We start from the raw sequence: 13,936 nt of genomic DNA on the forward strand, positions 1-13,936 counted from the left end.
TGATTTGATGGATGACTGGCCCGCCCCGTTATCGGGAAGGGCCAGATGTCTTCTTCGACACCTTGCTATGGCTACTGTTTTGGCAAGGGGGGAGAAGGTAACGCGAAATCCTGTTCTTTGCGGGCTTCTCTGCCTTGTGCAGCCGTATACCTGTCGAGATTAAACTGCCGAATGGCACTGAGCCGTTGCTCTATTTTCTCCATTTCATATTTTGCCCGGAATGCTTTTATTTTTTCCAGCTTATGCTCTATTTTCCAATTTTTACGTGTATTTTGAGCAAAGACCGTTGATGATGAATCAGGATCCATTACCTCATCCATTTTTCTTTTTTTATTTGTTACGGTTTCTCGGTATAATTTTTCAGCATATGTTTGACAGCACTTTTCGCGCGCATTGATGCGTCTTCATTTAGCTTACGTAACAGAACCATAGCCTGTTCTGGCGTTTTTGCTGCGGTCAGGTATTCATCTATATCTTGGCGTTTTTTATTGGGGGGACGTTAACGTTATATCATTCATTTTTCTTGGCAAATCACCTGTGAAGGTGATTCTTTTTATAAGTGCATTTAACCGAACGAAAAAATCGTGTTTGCTGATATGTAACTGGCGCATCGATAAGTGAAGAGTACTATTTTCTTCATTGTAGTGTTTTTCAGTAATAATAAACTTCACATCAGGGAGGAATAAAAATTAATTTTCTTTGTCATTCATTATTTCTGAAATGAATATACCTGAGTAGGGGGTGATTTCTTCTATGGTGTAAAGTACATTTATTTCTCCTTGCTTTAGTGTTTCCTTGGCGTTGAGGAATGATTCCGCAACTTCTTGAACGTCAGAGGTGCTGAGAAATAGCGGTGAGGAAAAAGTGTCACCCTCTTCAATAAACTGAAAATCATCGTTTTTTCTTACTTCCCCTCGGAATGAAGGAACTGCGTTGCTGAAGTGTTCATCATCATCGGCTTGTTTCATGGCCACATGGTGCATGCTGAGCGCCAGTTGCTCAATTTGTGTCGGTTTCGAAGCATCCGGCGAAAGGGTTAAGAGTTTTTTTATTGATATCCACATAGCCATCTTTGCCATAATCATAAATTGAAAACAGATCAATGAAGTGAATTTTTCCATACAATTTTGTCTGGTTAAATGAATTTATTAATTCATCCATATCTCCAGTAGGGCCAGCCATTGAGATACTCTTCTGTATAAATATTTTTTAACTCACGGAGTGCCTGTTTTTTACTGTGTATAATGTCCGAAACCTTGTAGGAATAATCTACTGAATTTCTCAGATGTCTTAAATGCTGTCCTTCCGCAATAGAAATATGTGTCGTTAAATAGGTAGACTCCCATGCCGGTTCTGTTCGATGCATTGTGCATAGATCAACATTATTCGAAATGATATTGAGACTTTCCCTGATATTCCTGTGTGATGAGCCTGATGGGTCATCTGCATTTTGGCGATTAATCGTATTGTGTCTATCGACTTCCAGAGGGGGGAATGTGAGAAGCGATGGACCGTTACTCAGAATAGGATTAAACATGGCGCATCCTTATGCGAAGTGAAGAACGAGCCTGTAATGAATGATAGAGCCTCCTTGGTTTCTTTCAAAATTCAATTGTTTTGGCTTTGAATTCATTGATGTGTTTATCGGCGATTAATCATCGCTTGGGATAGTGGATACACTATCCCAATAGTACTAACTGCTAATCGGAATAGACGATCAGGCTGTTATCCACCGCATACCAGCGCTCTTTGTTTATCCAGCAGAAAAGGACGCAAATAACCGACGGTATTGGACATCGGCAGCACATCGGCATGTAATGGAATATGCAATATCTCGTCCAGATACCTTCTTCGATTAACAATACGTTGCCACAATGCTGGGTAGGTTGAGGCTATTTCGTCCCGTAGGTCTGCATCTGCAAGCGCCACGGTATCTTCGATGCTGGCACCCGCATAGCCAGATACTGAAGGGATAATATCAATTTGCAACAGCATGCCGCTGGCAAGCGCGATGGGTGAGTTGTGGCTGATGGGTGAACAGAGCCACTCTTCATCGGCCACTAAATGACCCGGGTTCAGGTGCCAGTTGAACCTCTCCTTGGGCAGGACATGCTCGATCAAGGCATAGATTTCTCCTCCCATGATGCCGACGCGAAGTGCGGTCAGCCAGCATACCACGGCGTGATAATAAGGAATGGCGACACGTTCCAGATAGTCATTGGTTTTGGCAGTCAGTATCTCTCGATGTTTTACCACATAGGCCGCTCGGCTTGAGAGCCCGCCTTTGAAACCGGTGGTGAGGGAAAACTTATCTCCCAGGGCTATCTTTTTATCACCGGGATAGAGCCGGGCTTGCTCGAAACGATCGCCGGTGGCTGCAATGGTAACCACATTATGAGGTTGCCCTTCAACTGTCAGTAATGCGGCGATCTCTTTTTCCGTTTTGCCGATCTCTATCGCATTTAACGCATTGAGGATGGCGGTCGATGCCAGATTCGCTCCGTATTCATAGTGCGCCAGTTCGTTGGCGTTATTGATGGTGCGCACGCCCGCGTCGGGTGCGATAAAAATGCCGGTGGCATTCACCAGTGCCGTGGCGGAGGGTAATGCATCCCGAATGCTTTGATAAATAAAGTGTGGGATATCAAACATGGCCTTACCTGCTGGCCCGTTTAACGTCAGATGTTTCCAGCCAGCGATGCCGACGCGCTTACAAAGCGCAATGCCGGACTGCTTAAGCAGTTGAGTGAGATCGAAATCGGGTGGAATTGGCTGGTCGGGGAGTGAAAAACAGGGGGCATGCAGAACCGCACCAGGCAGTCGGGCGTGAGGTACCAGCTTAAGATTTTCGTTCCCCATGACATAGGTTGCGGCACCACTTTTCGCGACGATCAGCAGCGCCTCTTCGAAGCGGGGAATAAATCCACTCAGATATTCGAAATTTCCCCCATGTTCTTTATCGGCATAGATAACCAACGCATCAAGACCGTGCTGACGCATGCCGTGCAGGACACGCCGCAGACGTTCTCGCTGGGTTTCATCACTAAGAGGAGTGCTTTCACACAAGCGTAGGTTTCCGGCTGAGGAATGGCTTGCAGTGTGTATGATTCCGGTTCATTCACTGTCATGATCGCCTCTGAATAATGGGGGAAAAGATTCTGTCTCTGGTCGCATGAACAAATTATAACCTAAGGTAGCTTCGTCTCGCTGTGCCTGACCCGGTGATAATAAAGATTTCCTGACGGATCACATTTTAGTTATCGCCGGTAAGTAATTAAATTATTTTTATATAATAAAATTATTTTAATGTTATGAATTTTATTGTTTTTATCGTTTGTTTCATCAAGTGAGATATTTGTTTTTTGGCCAGATTCATTTTTTCTGAACTTAGATTCAGCGATGTACCGTTGTGGCCTGTGTCGCTATTTCAGATATTTAGCGCGAAATGTTTTTGTTTTTTTGAGAGGTTCGCAATGAATGATGCTGAATATTTAGCAAAGGCCAAAACACTGATCACTCCGGAACTTGCTGACGCGCTTGATTTCTTTTCTTTGCCTGGAACGTTACTGGGTTTAAAGGCGATTACGGGAAATCAAAAAATAGCCGGATGGGCTTGGACAGTCCGTTATGTGCCGGTAGATCCCGATAACCCCGGCTCGGTGGGAGATTATATCGATCAGGTTGAAAAGGACGATGTCGTTGTTATTGATAATGCGGGTCGTCAGGATTGTACCGTGTGTGGCGGCATTTTAAGTCAGGTTGCTGCGGCTAAAGGTGTTTCCGGAACCATTATTAATGGCGTCAGCCGCGACACGGATGAAGCGATAAATGCGCATTATCCTATTTATGCCCGTGGTAATTATATGCGTACAGGAAAAGATCGGGTTCAGGTTGCTGCGGTAGCCGGTGCTGTCAATATCTATGGTGTTTTAGTTAATCATGGTGACCTGATGGTGGCTGATATTGATGGTGTGGTGGTGATTGGCAAAAAACATATTGCTCAGGTGATCGATCGCGCATTGGAAATGAAAGAAATAGAAGAACAAATTGTTCATGATGCCCTGGCCTGGATGTCTATTTCTGCCGCCAGAAAGAAGCATAATTATCACCTTCTATAACGCAACCCCTCTTTATAAATAAGGCCATATCGTGAAAAATGAAAATACGCTGACTGACGCTGTTGTCGAACATTTAATTCGACTGGGAAGCGCAACCGTTTATGAAGCGCAAGGGGCCGTTGGGGCATTGTCTGAAGAAATAAAACCCTTGGCTCGCGGCATGAAAATGGCGGGGCCTGCATTAACGTTACACATGCGTCCCGGCGATAACCTGATGGTTCACTATGCCTTAATGCATGCAAAGAAAGGTGATGTCCTGGTTATTAATTGTGATGGTTTTATCGGCGCAGGCATTTGGGATGATGTGCTTACTACACAAGCGCAACATATTGGTCTGGCGGGGTTGGTTGTCAATGGTGCGGTAAGAGACAGCGATGCAATTATCGAATCTGGTTTTCCTGTCTTTGCCCGAGGTATCTCTATTCGAGGCACGGAGAAAAAACAACCAGGTACGCTCAATGGAGCGTTGATTATCGGTGACTGTATAATCCGGTCAGGTGATATCGTTGTCGGTGATTCGGATGGTCTGGTAATCATTGAGCGGGAGCAGGTTGATAACGTTATTAAACTCTCCGACGCTCGAGAGGAAAAAGAAAATAACTATAAAAATAAAATTATCAATGGCGCAACAACGGCGGAATTAATGCAACTAAACCGCGTCTTTGATTATCTCGATTTAAAATGAGGTTTTGAAAATAAGTCTGAATATAGAACAGGCAGCATCAGGGGTTAAACCGACCCACCATCGGTGGTGGGTCGCCTTCTTATTTTTCTTGATTTATACCATTGCGGCGGCAGACAGGGCCAACCTGGGAGTAGCGCTGCCGTTTATCAGAAAAGAATTTACATGACCAACGCGGAGGCCGGGGCGCTCGTTAGCTTGTTCCTGTTGGCCTATGCCTTTATCCAGATCTCTTCAGCCTGGTTGATTACGCGCTTTGGTGTGAGAAAAGTCTTCACGTCATCTATGATTCTGACGTCTATCGCGACCGCGCTGACGGGGTTTGCCGGGTCCATCCTGCAACTGAAAGTGTGCCGGGTGCTGTTGGGTATTGCCGAAGGTCCACTGCCTATTGGCGTGACCTCCACCATTAACAATTGGTTTCCTTCGAAAGAAAAAGGCATCACTTCCGGCATTTTTCTCTCTTCTATCAAGCTTGGTCCGGTAATAACGCCGATCATTGGCTCGTTTATTATCATCCATTGGGGTTGGAAAGAGGTCTTTTTATTCTTTGCCCTGCCGGGCCTGATCCTGCCAGTCATGTGGTTTCTGTTTGTGAAAGACAAGCCAGCTGATTCCGGCTTCGTCAATCAACAGGAAGTCGACATCATCAATGAAAAGCAGACGACGGCGCAGGTACAAGAGAAGAAAGCCTACAAACGGATACCTTATCTGGACAGCTTTATTCGGGTACGTAATACCCCTAAAGTGACCACTACCAAGCAAGTGTATCGCTCATGGAATGTGTTTGGCTGCGGCCTGGGCTATTGCTGTCAGTTAGGGATTCCCACCTATCTGCTGTCGGAAAAAAACCTTTCTATGGTCGGTATGGGGTTCGTCTCTGCGGCACCTTGGGTCGGTGCAGTGCTGGGTAATCTGCTGGGCGGCATCCTCTCTGATACGCTTCTGGATAAACGCAGAAAACCGGGCATGTTGCTCTCTGCTGTTTCCACATCGGTGATGATGCTGTGCCTGCTCTATATGCCTGCTAATCCTGTGTTGTGCGCACTACTGCTGTTTATGACCGGTTTGTTGCTGAGCATTGGGTTCTCTGCCTACATGGTCTATCCCATGTCTTTTGTGGCCAAAGATAAATTCCCGGTTGCCAATGCCATTGTCAACATGGGGGGCAATTAGGCGGTGCGGCGACGTCCTTTATGGCCGGGCTGATTCTTGACCATTATGGTTGGAATACCGTGTTTCTGTTTATGGCGGCCATTTCACTACTGACATTTTTGGTAGTAGTAACCATTGATGAGCCGATGGAAAACTGTGACGCATAAAAATCGCTGTTGATGAGATAAGATTCAATGCCGGGGAAGCGGAGTCTACGCTTCCCTTTTTTCACCGTATTATTCAGCGATTTTTTTCATGGTATCAATAAAGGCTTGAATATTAGGATTGGTATTTTTCGGGTTATAAACCGCGTAGATATAGCTGAGGCAGCGAAAATCTTCGATAGGTAAAAAGATAATATCTTGTCGATTATTGGGAATGGTGGTTTTGCCCACCAACGTCACGTCTAGCCCTGCACCTACCAACGCCAATGCCGTATGAATTTCAACGACGCGATGAGAAACGGCAGGACGAATACCGTATTCATCGAATTTCTCAAATACCCGTAATGAGTAACCGCTTTTAGGATCGCTGGGGAAAATGATAAACGGTGAGTTACAAAAATCACGCAATGTATTTTCTTGCTTAAATAATGATTTTTGGGAATCGCAGCGATAAGAGGATCAACCAGTATCAGTTCATGATTGAGTTCATGGCCAATAAAATTATCGTTATCCATTTCTCGTGTGAAGCCAATATCAAGCTCATGGTTCAATAGCAATTCAGGTTGATACTCGGAAAGCACTTCTTTCAGATTGATTTCTATATGGCCATGCGTGTCAGCGAAGTATTTTATCGTTTCTGGAATCAGGTTAAACATCACGGAGCGAACGAACCCAAGTGTCAACGTGATAGATTTACTGTTAACATATTGCCAGGCATCTTTTTCAAGTTTTTCAATATTAAAAATGATCTCTGGCGCACGTTGATAGATAAATTCCCCAAGCCGGGTTAAGGTCATCGGACGTGAACTACGATTGAATAACTCACCGTTAAGCTCTTTTTCAAGTGCCGAAATTTGCATGCTGATTGCTGCAGGTGCCAAATCGAGCATTTTTGCTGCTTGACTGGCACTCCCTGTTTCAACCACTTTACAAAAATAGCGCAGTTGTTTGATATTCAATGGTAGGCTCTTATCGTGGTAAGAATGTTATTTAATAATATCTTGAGTAATCTTTTTTTTCAAATTATCACGGGTGTGAGAATGGGAAAAATTGTGATGTCGCCTTTATTTTAAATTATTAAGCGCGGTGTTTTTATTTCAGTGTGATAAATAATGGTGCGTAACAATAAATAACGTTTTCCATTTTCTCACGTCATTACCAATGAGCGCCATGAGTTATGGCGCTGGCTGAGTATGGTTATGTTTTGATCCCCAATCGTTTCGCCAATCGATGAAGATTGGCAACATCGATTTCAAGCGCTCTGGCGCTGGCTGCCCAGTTATGTCCATTTTGCGTTAGTGCCTGGTTAATCACCTTGCGCTGAAAATCCTCCGTGGCGTGGCGTAAGTTGGGCGTTTGGTTTATGGCGCGGCTTTCCCGCACTGGGCGCTCAGGTTCACCCTGCTGCGCAACATGGCGCGCTTCCAGCACAACGTCATCGCCAGCCCGCTCTGCGCGAGCAAGGATGATGGCGCGGTGGATGGCATGCTCCAGTTCCCGCACATTCCCCGGCCAGGTGTAATGCAGCAGCAGTGCATGCGCGCTTTGGCTGAGCGCCACACGGGTCAACCCCAGTCGCACGTGGCACTGCTCGCAGAAATACCCCGCTAGAAGAATCACATCTTCGCCGCGATCGCGCAGGGGAGGCACCAGGAGCGGGAATACGCTTAGTCGGTGATATAAGTCGGCGCGAAAGCGCCCCGCCAGCACCTCTTCGCGCAAGTCTCGATTGGTTGCCGCCAGCACGCGCACATCAACGCGCAGACTGCGATCGTCACCAACGCGCTGTATGTCACCGTATTGCAGAACACGCAGTAATTTGGCTTGTAACGCCAAGGAGAGTTCACCGATCTCATCGAGGAACAGCGTGCCTTTGTCGGCCATTTCAAACTTGCCGCTGCGATGACTGATGGCACCGGTAAAGGCCCCCTTCACATGCCCAAAGAGCTCACTTTCGGCCACACTTTCCGGCAGTGCTGCACAGTTCAGGTAGATAAGCGGGTTTGCACAACGGGCCGACCCCTGATGAATGGATTGAGCAACCAATTCCTTTCCGGTACCCGTTTCTCCGCCGATCAGCACGTTAAGATCGGAAGCGGCGACAATCTCGATCTCTTTTTTTAACTGGGTCATACCCGCAGAGAGGCCGATCATCTCGGTATGCGTGGCCTTTTCAAATGCGGGAGCTGCGCCGGGCAGTATGTTTTGGCTTTCCAACTGCTCGATCAGCAGCGCGTTATTCAATGCACCTGCGGTTAACGCGGCGATCAGGCGTAGCTCTTCATCACTGAAAGTATCGAATTGATCCGGAGCCAGACCGTCAAGGGTGAGCGCGCCAATCAGATTCTGCCCGACAAACAGCGGCAGGCCGATACACGCATGCACTTTCAATGTCTCCTGGCCGGGGATCAATCCATCGTAGGGATCGGGTAAGTCGCTGTCGGCGGGGAAACGTACCACATCGCCAGCGTGCGCAATCGCCTCCAGCCGTGGGTGCGCTTCCAGAGTGAAGCGTCGGCCCAACACATCTGATACCAGACCATCAATGGCCAGAGGAATAAATTGCCGCGTTTCATAGCGCAGCAGGGCAGAGGCATCGCAATCCAATACCTGGCGCAGGGTGGTAATAAGACGCTGAAACCGGTCCTTATGGCCGATGCCGCTTTGCAGTTCAATGGCAATCTTCGCCAAGACGTTAACGGAAAAACTCATGGCTATCCCCGACAGTCAAATTGACAATGGAGGATGTCATAATGACTATAAAATGTATAGTTATTATGACATTTTTTATTTTTGATAAAAACAATAAATAAATTAAAACAGTTAATTAAAAACATGGCGCGCCAATTGATATAGCCAAAATATCTTATTCGCATTACAGCATAAATTTGAGGTTGATATGGCTATTCATGTAAAGAACAACATCCACTGGGTAGGGCAACGTGACTGGGAAGTTCGCGATTTTCACGGCACCGAATACAAAACGTTGCGCGGCAGTAGCTATAACAGTTACCTGATTCGCGAAGAGAAAAACGTGCTTATCGACACGGTGGACCACAAATTCAGCCGAGATTTCGTACAGAACCTGCGCGCAGAAATCGATCTGGCACAGATTGACTACATCATTATCAACCATGCGGAAGAAGACCACGCGGGAGCGTTAACTGAGCTGATGTCTCAAATTCCCGATACACCTATCTACTGCACTGCCGATGCTATTGATTCGATCAATGGTCACCACCATCACCCGGAATGGCACTTCCACATAGTGAAAACCGGCGACACGTTGGATATTGGCAATGGTAAACAGTTGGTGTTTGTGGAAACGCCGATGCTGCATTGGCCGGATAGCATGATGACCTACATGACGGGGGATGCGGTGCTGTTCAGTAACGATGCATTCTGTCAACACTACTGTGACGAGCGCTTGTTTAACGACGAAGTTGATCAAACTGAACTGTTTGAGCAGTGCCAGCGCTACTATGCCAACATTCTCACGCCGTTCAGCCGACTGGTGACGCCTAAAATCAATGAGATCCTCGGTTTTAATCTGCCGGTCGATATGATTGCTACCTCACACGGTGTGGCGTGACAACCCGACGCAAATTGTTGAGCTGTATTTGAAATGGGCGGCGGATTATCAGGAAGACCGCATCACAATCTTCTACGACACCATGTCCAACAACACACGCATGATGGCGGATGCTATCGCACAGGGAATCAACGACGTTGACCCGCGCGTTGCCGTGAAAATTTTCAATATCTCACGCAGCGATAAAAACGAGATTCTGGCTAATGTGTTCCGCTCCAAGGGGGGTTCTGGTGGGATCTTCCACCATGAACAACGTCATGATGCCCAAAGTTGCGGGCATGATGGAGGAATTGACTGGTCTGCGTTTTCGCAACAAGAAAGCCTCTGCTTTCGGCAGCTATGGTTGGAACGGCGGCGCGGTCGATCGCGTGCAAACGCGCTTGATGGATGCCGGTTTCGAAACCAAGATTGCCCTGAAAGCCAAATGGCGTCCCGATATCGATGCACTGAAAATGTGCCCGTGAGCACGGGCGTGAAATTGGCCGTCAGTGGGCGCTCTCCCCGTTGCCGGAGGCGGTTCGCGCAATGCCGCAACAAGAATCCTGCGCCTGTGCAGCGAAAGCTGCCGCCGATCTGGGGCTACAGATGCAGTGCAGCGTATGTCAGTGGGTGTATGACCCGGCACGCGGTGAGCCGATGCAGGACGTGGCACCCGGAACGCCGTGGAGCCAAGTGCCGGATAATTTCCTGTGCCCGGAATGTTCGCTGGGGAAAGACGTGTTTGATGAGCTGGCTGTGGAGGCAGTATGAGTCACGGTATCGTTATTATCGGCTCAGGCTTCGCGGCGCGCCAATTGGTGAAAAATATCCGCAAGCAGGATGCGGCGATCCCGCTGTCTCTGATTGCGGCTGACAGTATGGATGAATATAACAAACCCGATCTCAGCCATGTGATAAGCCAAGGGCAGCGAGCCGACGATCTCACACGGCAGTCGATGGGAGCATTTGCGGAGCAATATCAGCTACGGCTTTACCCTAACACGCATATCACTGACATTGATGCCGTACATCGCCGGGTAAAAAGTCACGACAGCGAATGGGGTTACGACAAGCTGGTGTTGGCAACGGGTGCCTTCGCGCGGGTGCCACCGGTACCGGGGCATGAACTGATGCTGACGTTGAACAGCCAGCAGGAGTACCGCGCGTGTGAATCGCAGTTGCAGGATGCGCGGCGGGTGTTGGTGGTGGGGGCCGGGTTGATCGGTACTGAGTTGGCGATAGATTTTTGCCGTGCCGGTAAGGTTGTTACGCTGGCCGATTGCGCAGCCAGCGTATTATCGACATTGATGCCGCCGGAGGTGAGTGGCCGCCTGCAACACTGCCTGGTCGATATGGGAACGCATCTGTTACTGAAATCACAGCTGCAATCGCTGGAACAGACCGATAAAGGCATTCGTGCCCGATTCGATGGCGATCGCATTATTGACGTGGATGTGGTGGTGGCCGCGACCGGCCTGTGCCCGGAAACGGCGCTGGCGCAGCGCGCAGGGATTGTCACCCGACGCGGCGTGGTGGTAGACAACACCCTGCAAACCAGCCAGGCGGACATTGATGCGTTAGGTGACTGCGCCGAGATAGCGGGGCAGGTTCGGCCATTTTTGCAACCGATCCAGCTAAGCGCTATTGCGCTGGCGAAAACGCTGCTTGGTGTTAACACCGAGCTCGCGCTGCCCGCCATGCTGGTCAAGGTTAAAACACCGGCGTTACCGTTACATCTGGCTGGAGAATCGGGTCGCAGTGACTTGCGCTGGCAGATTGCCACTGCACCGGAGGGCATGGTAGCGCAGGGGATGGATGCCGAGGGGCGACTGCGCGCCTTTGTGGTAAGCGAAGATCGGATGAAAGAGGCGTTCGCGCTGCTAAAAGCGCTGTAATGTAGTGTGGGACTGTGATTTTTTAGGCTGACTTATCGAAAAGGCTGTCTATCTTCAGTATGGTGTAGGGCATAGGGCGATAACGTATTGGTTGCGTGCCGTGAGCGTTATTGATAGGTGTCGCCTTACTCCGTTTTATTCCGCCATGAGGTTGTGATGAGTCTTGCCAAAAAAGGCATCCTGTATGTGTTAATCGCCTCCATCCTGTGGGGCAGTTCCGGTGTTTGTGCCCAATATTTGATGGAGCATCTGCACATTTCCGCCGGTTGGTTGACGATGTCGCGCCTGCTGTTTTCCGGCATTATTCTGTTAATGCTGGGCTTCTTGCAAGGCCAGCCGGTGTTTAGCGTATTCAGCGATAAGAAAGGGGCCATAAAGCTATTTATTTTCAGTCTGTGCGGTACGTTGACCGTGCAGTTTACGTTTTTGGTTACGATTGAAAAATCGAATGCGGCAACCGGGACCATCCTTCAGTTTCTCTCTCCGACGGTGATTGTCACATGGTTCGCGCTGACGCGGAAAAAGTTGCCGGGAATCTTCGTGTGTGCCGCAATATTGACCTCACTGGCAGGCACCTTTTTACTGGTGACGCACGGAAACCCGACGTCGCTGTCGATCTCGCCTGCGGCACTGATTTGGGGGATTGCCTCGGCGTTCGCCGCCGCCTTCTATTCCACCTATTCCTCGGGGCTGATAGCCCGACACGGCACGTTGCTGGTGGTGGGGTGGAGCATGTTTATTGCGGGGGTATCGATGATGCCGTTTTTCCTGCTGCCGGAAGAGAATATTGCGGTTAACGGCCTTGGCCTGTTTGCCTTTTTCTACCTGATTATCGTGGGCACCGCCGTTACGTTCAGCCTGTATCTTAAAGGCGCATCGCTGATTGGCGGCCAGAAGGCCAGTATTCTTAGCTGCGCGGAGCCGCTGACCAGCGCTGTGCTATCTTTGCTGCTGCTGGGCATTACCTTCACCCTACCAGATTGGCTTGGCACGTTGCTTATCCTCTCATCCGTGCTGCTGATTGCGATGGACGCCAAGGGGAAATTGCATCAGTGATGATGGAAAACCAGCGCAGGCCGTGAAGAACTGCGCTGGTATGTTTTTCGTGGTTTTGAAGCTGCCATTTATTCAAGATAATTAGGCAGTATCTTGATGGTAAAACGCCAACGCCTGCCCACATGCCCAGGCTGAGCTCCACGCCCACTGGAGATTATAGCCTCCCAGCCAGTAACGTCTACCACTGCGCCGATAAAATAGAGGCCGGGCACTTTACTGGCTTCCATGGTTTTTGACGATAACTCGCGCGTATCCACGTCGCCGGGGGGTGACTTCTGCGGTGCGGTAGCCTTCCGTGCCGTTGGGCTGCACCTGCCAGGCATGCAGATTTTCCGTGAGCGCCGCGATCTGGGGGTTTTGCAGTTGTTTAAGCGTAAGCTCGGGCACCAATCCCAAAATTTGCAGGCACTCGACCAATCGTTTTGGCAGCCATAGCGCCAGCGTATTTTTCAGGCTCTGATTCGGGTGCGCGGCGCGCTGCTCGGCGAGCAGTGCGTTAAGGTCGTGCTGCGGCAACAGATTGATCGTTATTACTTCACCCGGTAGCCAATAGCTGGACAGTTGCAGGATGGCCGGGCCAGAAAGACCGTGATGGGTAAACAGCAAGCTCTCTTTAAAACTGACACCGTTTTTCGCCGTCACCGCTACGGGCACGGAAACGCCAGACAGGGTATGTATCTGCTCCAACAGCGGTTTATGCAGCGTAAAGGGCGCCAGCGCTGCGCGCGTGGGCAGCACGTTAAGGCCAAACTGTTGTGCGACCTGATACCCCAATGGCGATGCGCCCAACCCCGGCATGGAAAGCCCGCCGCTGGCAATGACGACCTGTGGAACGGTGAGTGTGCCATTGGCAAAGGTGAGCGTGAACCGGGTGCCCGTTTGCGCAATGCTCTGGAGTTCGCTGCGCAGGCGGAACTGCACGTTGCCGAGTTCGCATTCGCGCATCAGCATATCCACAATCTGTTGTGCGCTGTCATCACAGAACAGTTGCCCAAGGGTTTTCTCGTGATAGGCAATACCGTGCCGGTTAACCAGATCGATAAAATCCCACTGGGTGTAGCGCGCCAGAGCGGATTTACAAAAATGCGGATTGTGTGACAGATAGGCAGCCGGCTCGGCGTACATATTGGTGAAATTGCAGCGGCTACCGCCCGACATCAATATTTTACGGCCCGGTTTTTTGCCGTTATCCACCAGCAGAACGCGCAGTCCGCGTTGTCCGGCCTGAGCGGCGCAAAACAGACCCGCAGCGCCCACAATGACAACATCAAACGATTCCACAGTGCGTTCTCCTG

General features: G+C 49.2%; 10 protein-coding genes and 3 pseudogenes. 7 read left to right on the forward strand and 6 right to left on the reverse strand.

Going from position 1 to position 13,936, the window contains the following annotated elements:
* Window positions 1–71 precede the first annotated feature (71 nt).
* The 3 genes and pseudogenes from ACMZI0_RS06765 to ACMZI0_RS06775 all read right to left on the reverse strand — a co-directional run bounded on the left by ACMZI0_RS06765 (window position 72) and on the right by ACMZI0_RS06775 (window position 3,128).
* Window positions 72–308, reverse strand: coding sequence for a hypothetical protein (locus ACMZI0_RS06765; protein WP_415672387.1), 237 nt, complete (start codon window positions 306–308; stop codon window positions 72–74).
* A gap of 381 nt (window positions 309–689) precedes the next feature.
* Window positions 690–1,121, reverse strand: coding sequence for a hypothetical protein (locus ACMZI0_RS06770; RefSeq protein WP_415672388.1), 432 nt, complete (start codon window positions 1,119–1,121; stop codon window positions 690–692).
* Between the two features lie 604 nt (window positions 1,122–1,725).
* Window positions 1,726–3,128: pseudogene (locus ACMZI0_RS06775) on the reverse strand (M24 family metallopeptidase).
* 345 nt (window positions 3,129–3,473) lie between these two features.
* Here ACMZI0_RS06775 and ACMZI0_RS06780 point away from each other — a divergent pair.
* From ACMZI0_RS06780 to ACMZI0_RS06795, 4 genes are all read left to right on the forward strand, one after another.
* A complete protein-coding gene (locus ACMZI0_RS06780) occupies window positions 3,474–4,118 on the forward strand; it encodes an RraA family protein (protein ID WP_415672389.1) in 645 nt (214 codons plus the stop codon).
* Between the two features lie 31 nt (window positions 4,119–4,149).
* Window positions 4,150–4,803, forward strand: a complete 654-nt coding sequence (locus ACMZI0_RS06785; RefSeq protein WP_415672390.1) for an RraA family protein — start codon at window positions 4,150–4,152, stop codon at window positions 4,801–4,803.
* 162 nt (window positions 4,804–4,965) lie between these two features.
* Window positions 4,966–5,976, forward strand: a complete 1,011-nt coding sequence (locus ACMZI0_RS06790) for an MFS transporter (protein WP_415672391.1) — start codon at window positions 4,966–4,968, stop codon at window positions 5,974–5,976.
* A 20-nt stretch (window positions 5,977–5,996) separates the two neighbouring features.
* On the forward strand, window positions 5,997–6,122 hold the full coding sequence (locus tag ACMZI0_RS06795; RefSeq protein ID WP_415672392.1) for a hypothetical protein: 126 nt from the start codon (window positions 5,997–5,999) through the stop codon (window positions 6,120–6,122).
* A 69-nt stretch (window positions 6,123–6,191) separates the two neighbouring features.
* Here the strand turns inward: ACMZI0_RS06795 and ACMZI0_RS06800 are convergent.
* Both ACMZI0_RS06800 and norR read right to left on the reverse strand, forming a co-directional pair.
* Window positions 6,192–7,078 (reverse strand): annotated as a pseudogene (locus ACMZI0_RS06800) (LysR family transcriptional regulator).
* Between the two features lie 238 nt (window positions 7,079–7,316).
* The gene (gene norR, locus ACMZI0_RS06805) at window positions 7,317–8,831 is read right to left on the reverse strand and encodes a nitric oxide reductase transcriptional regulator NorR (RefSeq protein WP_415672393.1); all 1,515 of its coding nucleotides are present in this window, start codon (window positions 8,829–8,831) and stop codon (window positions 7,317–7,319) included.
* A 187-nt stretch (window positions 8,832–9,018) separates the two neighbouring features.
* Between norR and norV the strand changes: the two are divergent.
* The 3 genes and pseudogenes from norV to ACMZI0_RS06820 all read left to right on the forward strand — a co-directional run bounded on the left by norV (window position 9,019) and on the right by ACMZI0_RS06820 (window position 12,641).
* Window positions 9,019–10,461 (forward strand): annotated as a pseudogene (norV, locus tag ACMZI0_RS06810) (anaerobic nitric oxide reductase flavorubredoxin).
* Window positions 10,458–11,585, forward strand: coding sequence for an NADH:flavorubredoxin reductase NorW (gene norW / locus ACMZI0_RS06815; protein WP_415672394.1), 1,128 nt, complete (start codon window positions 10,458–10,460; stop codon window positions 11,583–11,585). The pseudogene norV and the gene norW overlap by 4 nt, the downstream one beginning before the upstream one ends.
* A 156-nt stretch (window positions 11,586–11,741) precedes the next feature.
* A complete protein-coding gene (locus tag ACMZI0_RS06820) occupies window positions 11,742–12,641 on the forward strand; it encodes an EamA family transporter (protein ID WP_415672395.1) in 900 nt (299 codons plus the stop codon).
* A 213-nt stretch (window positions 12,642–12,854) separates the two neighbouring features.
* Here ACMZI0_RS06820 and ACMZI0_RS06825 read toward each other — a convergent pair whose 3' ends face one another.
* Window positions 12,855–13,922, reverse strand: coding sequence for an NAD(P)/FAD-dependent oxidoreductase (locus ACMZI0_RS06825; protein ID WP_415672396.1), 1,068 nt, complete (start codon window positions 13,920–13,922; stop codon window positions 12,855–12,857).
* Window positions 13,923–13,936: the final 14 nt, after the last annotated feature.

This window comes from Symbiopectobacterium sp. (assembly GCF_047692315.1).
Classification (GTDB): domain Bacteria; phylum Pseudomonadota; class Gammaproteobacteria; order Enterobacterales; family Enterobacteriaceae; genus Symbiopectobacterium.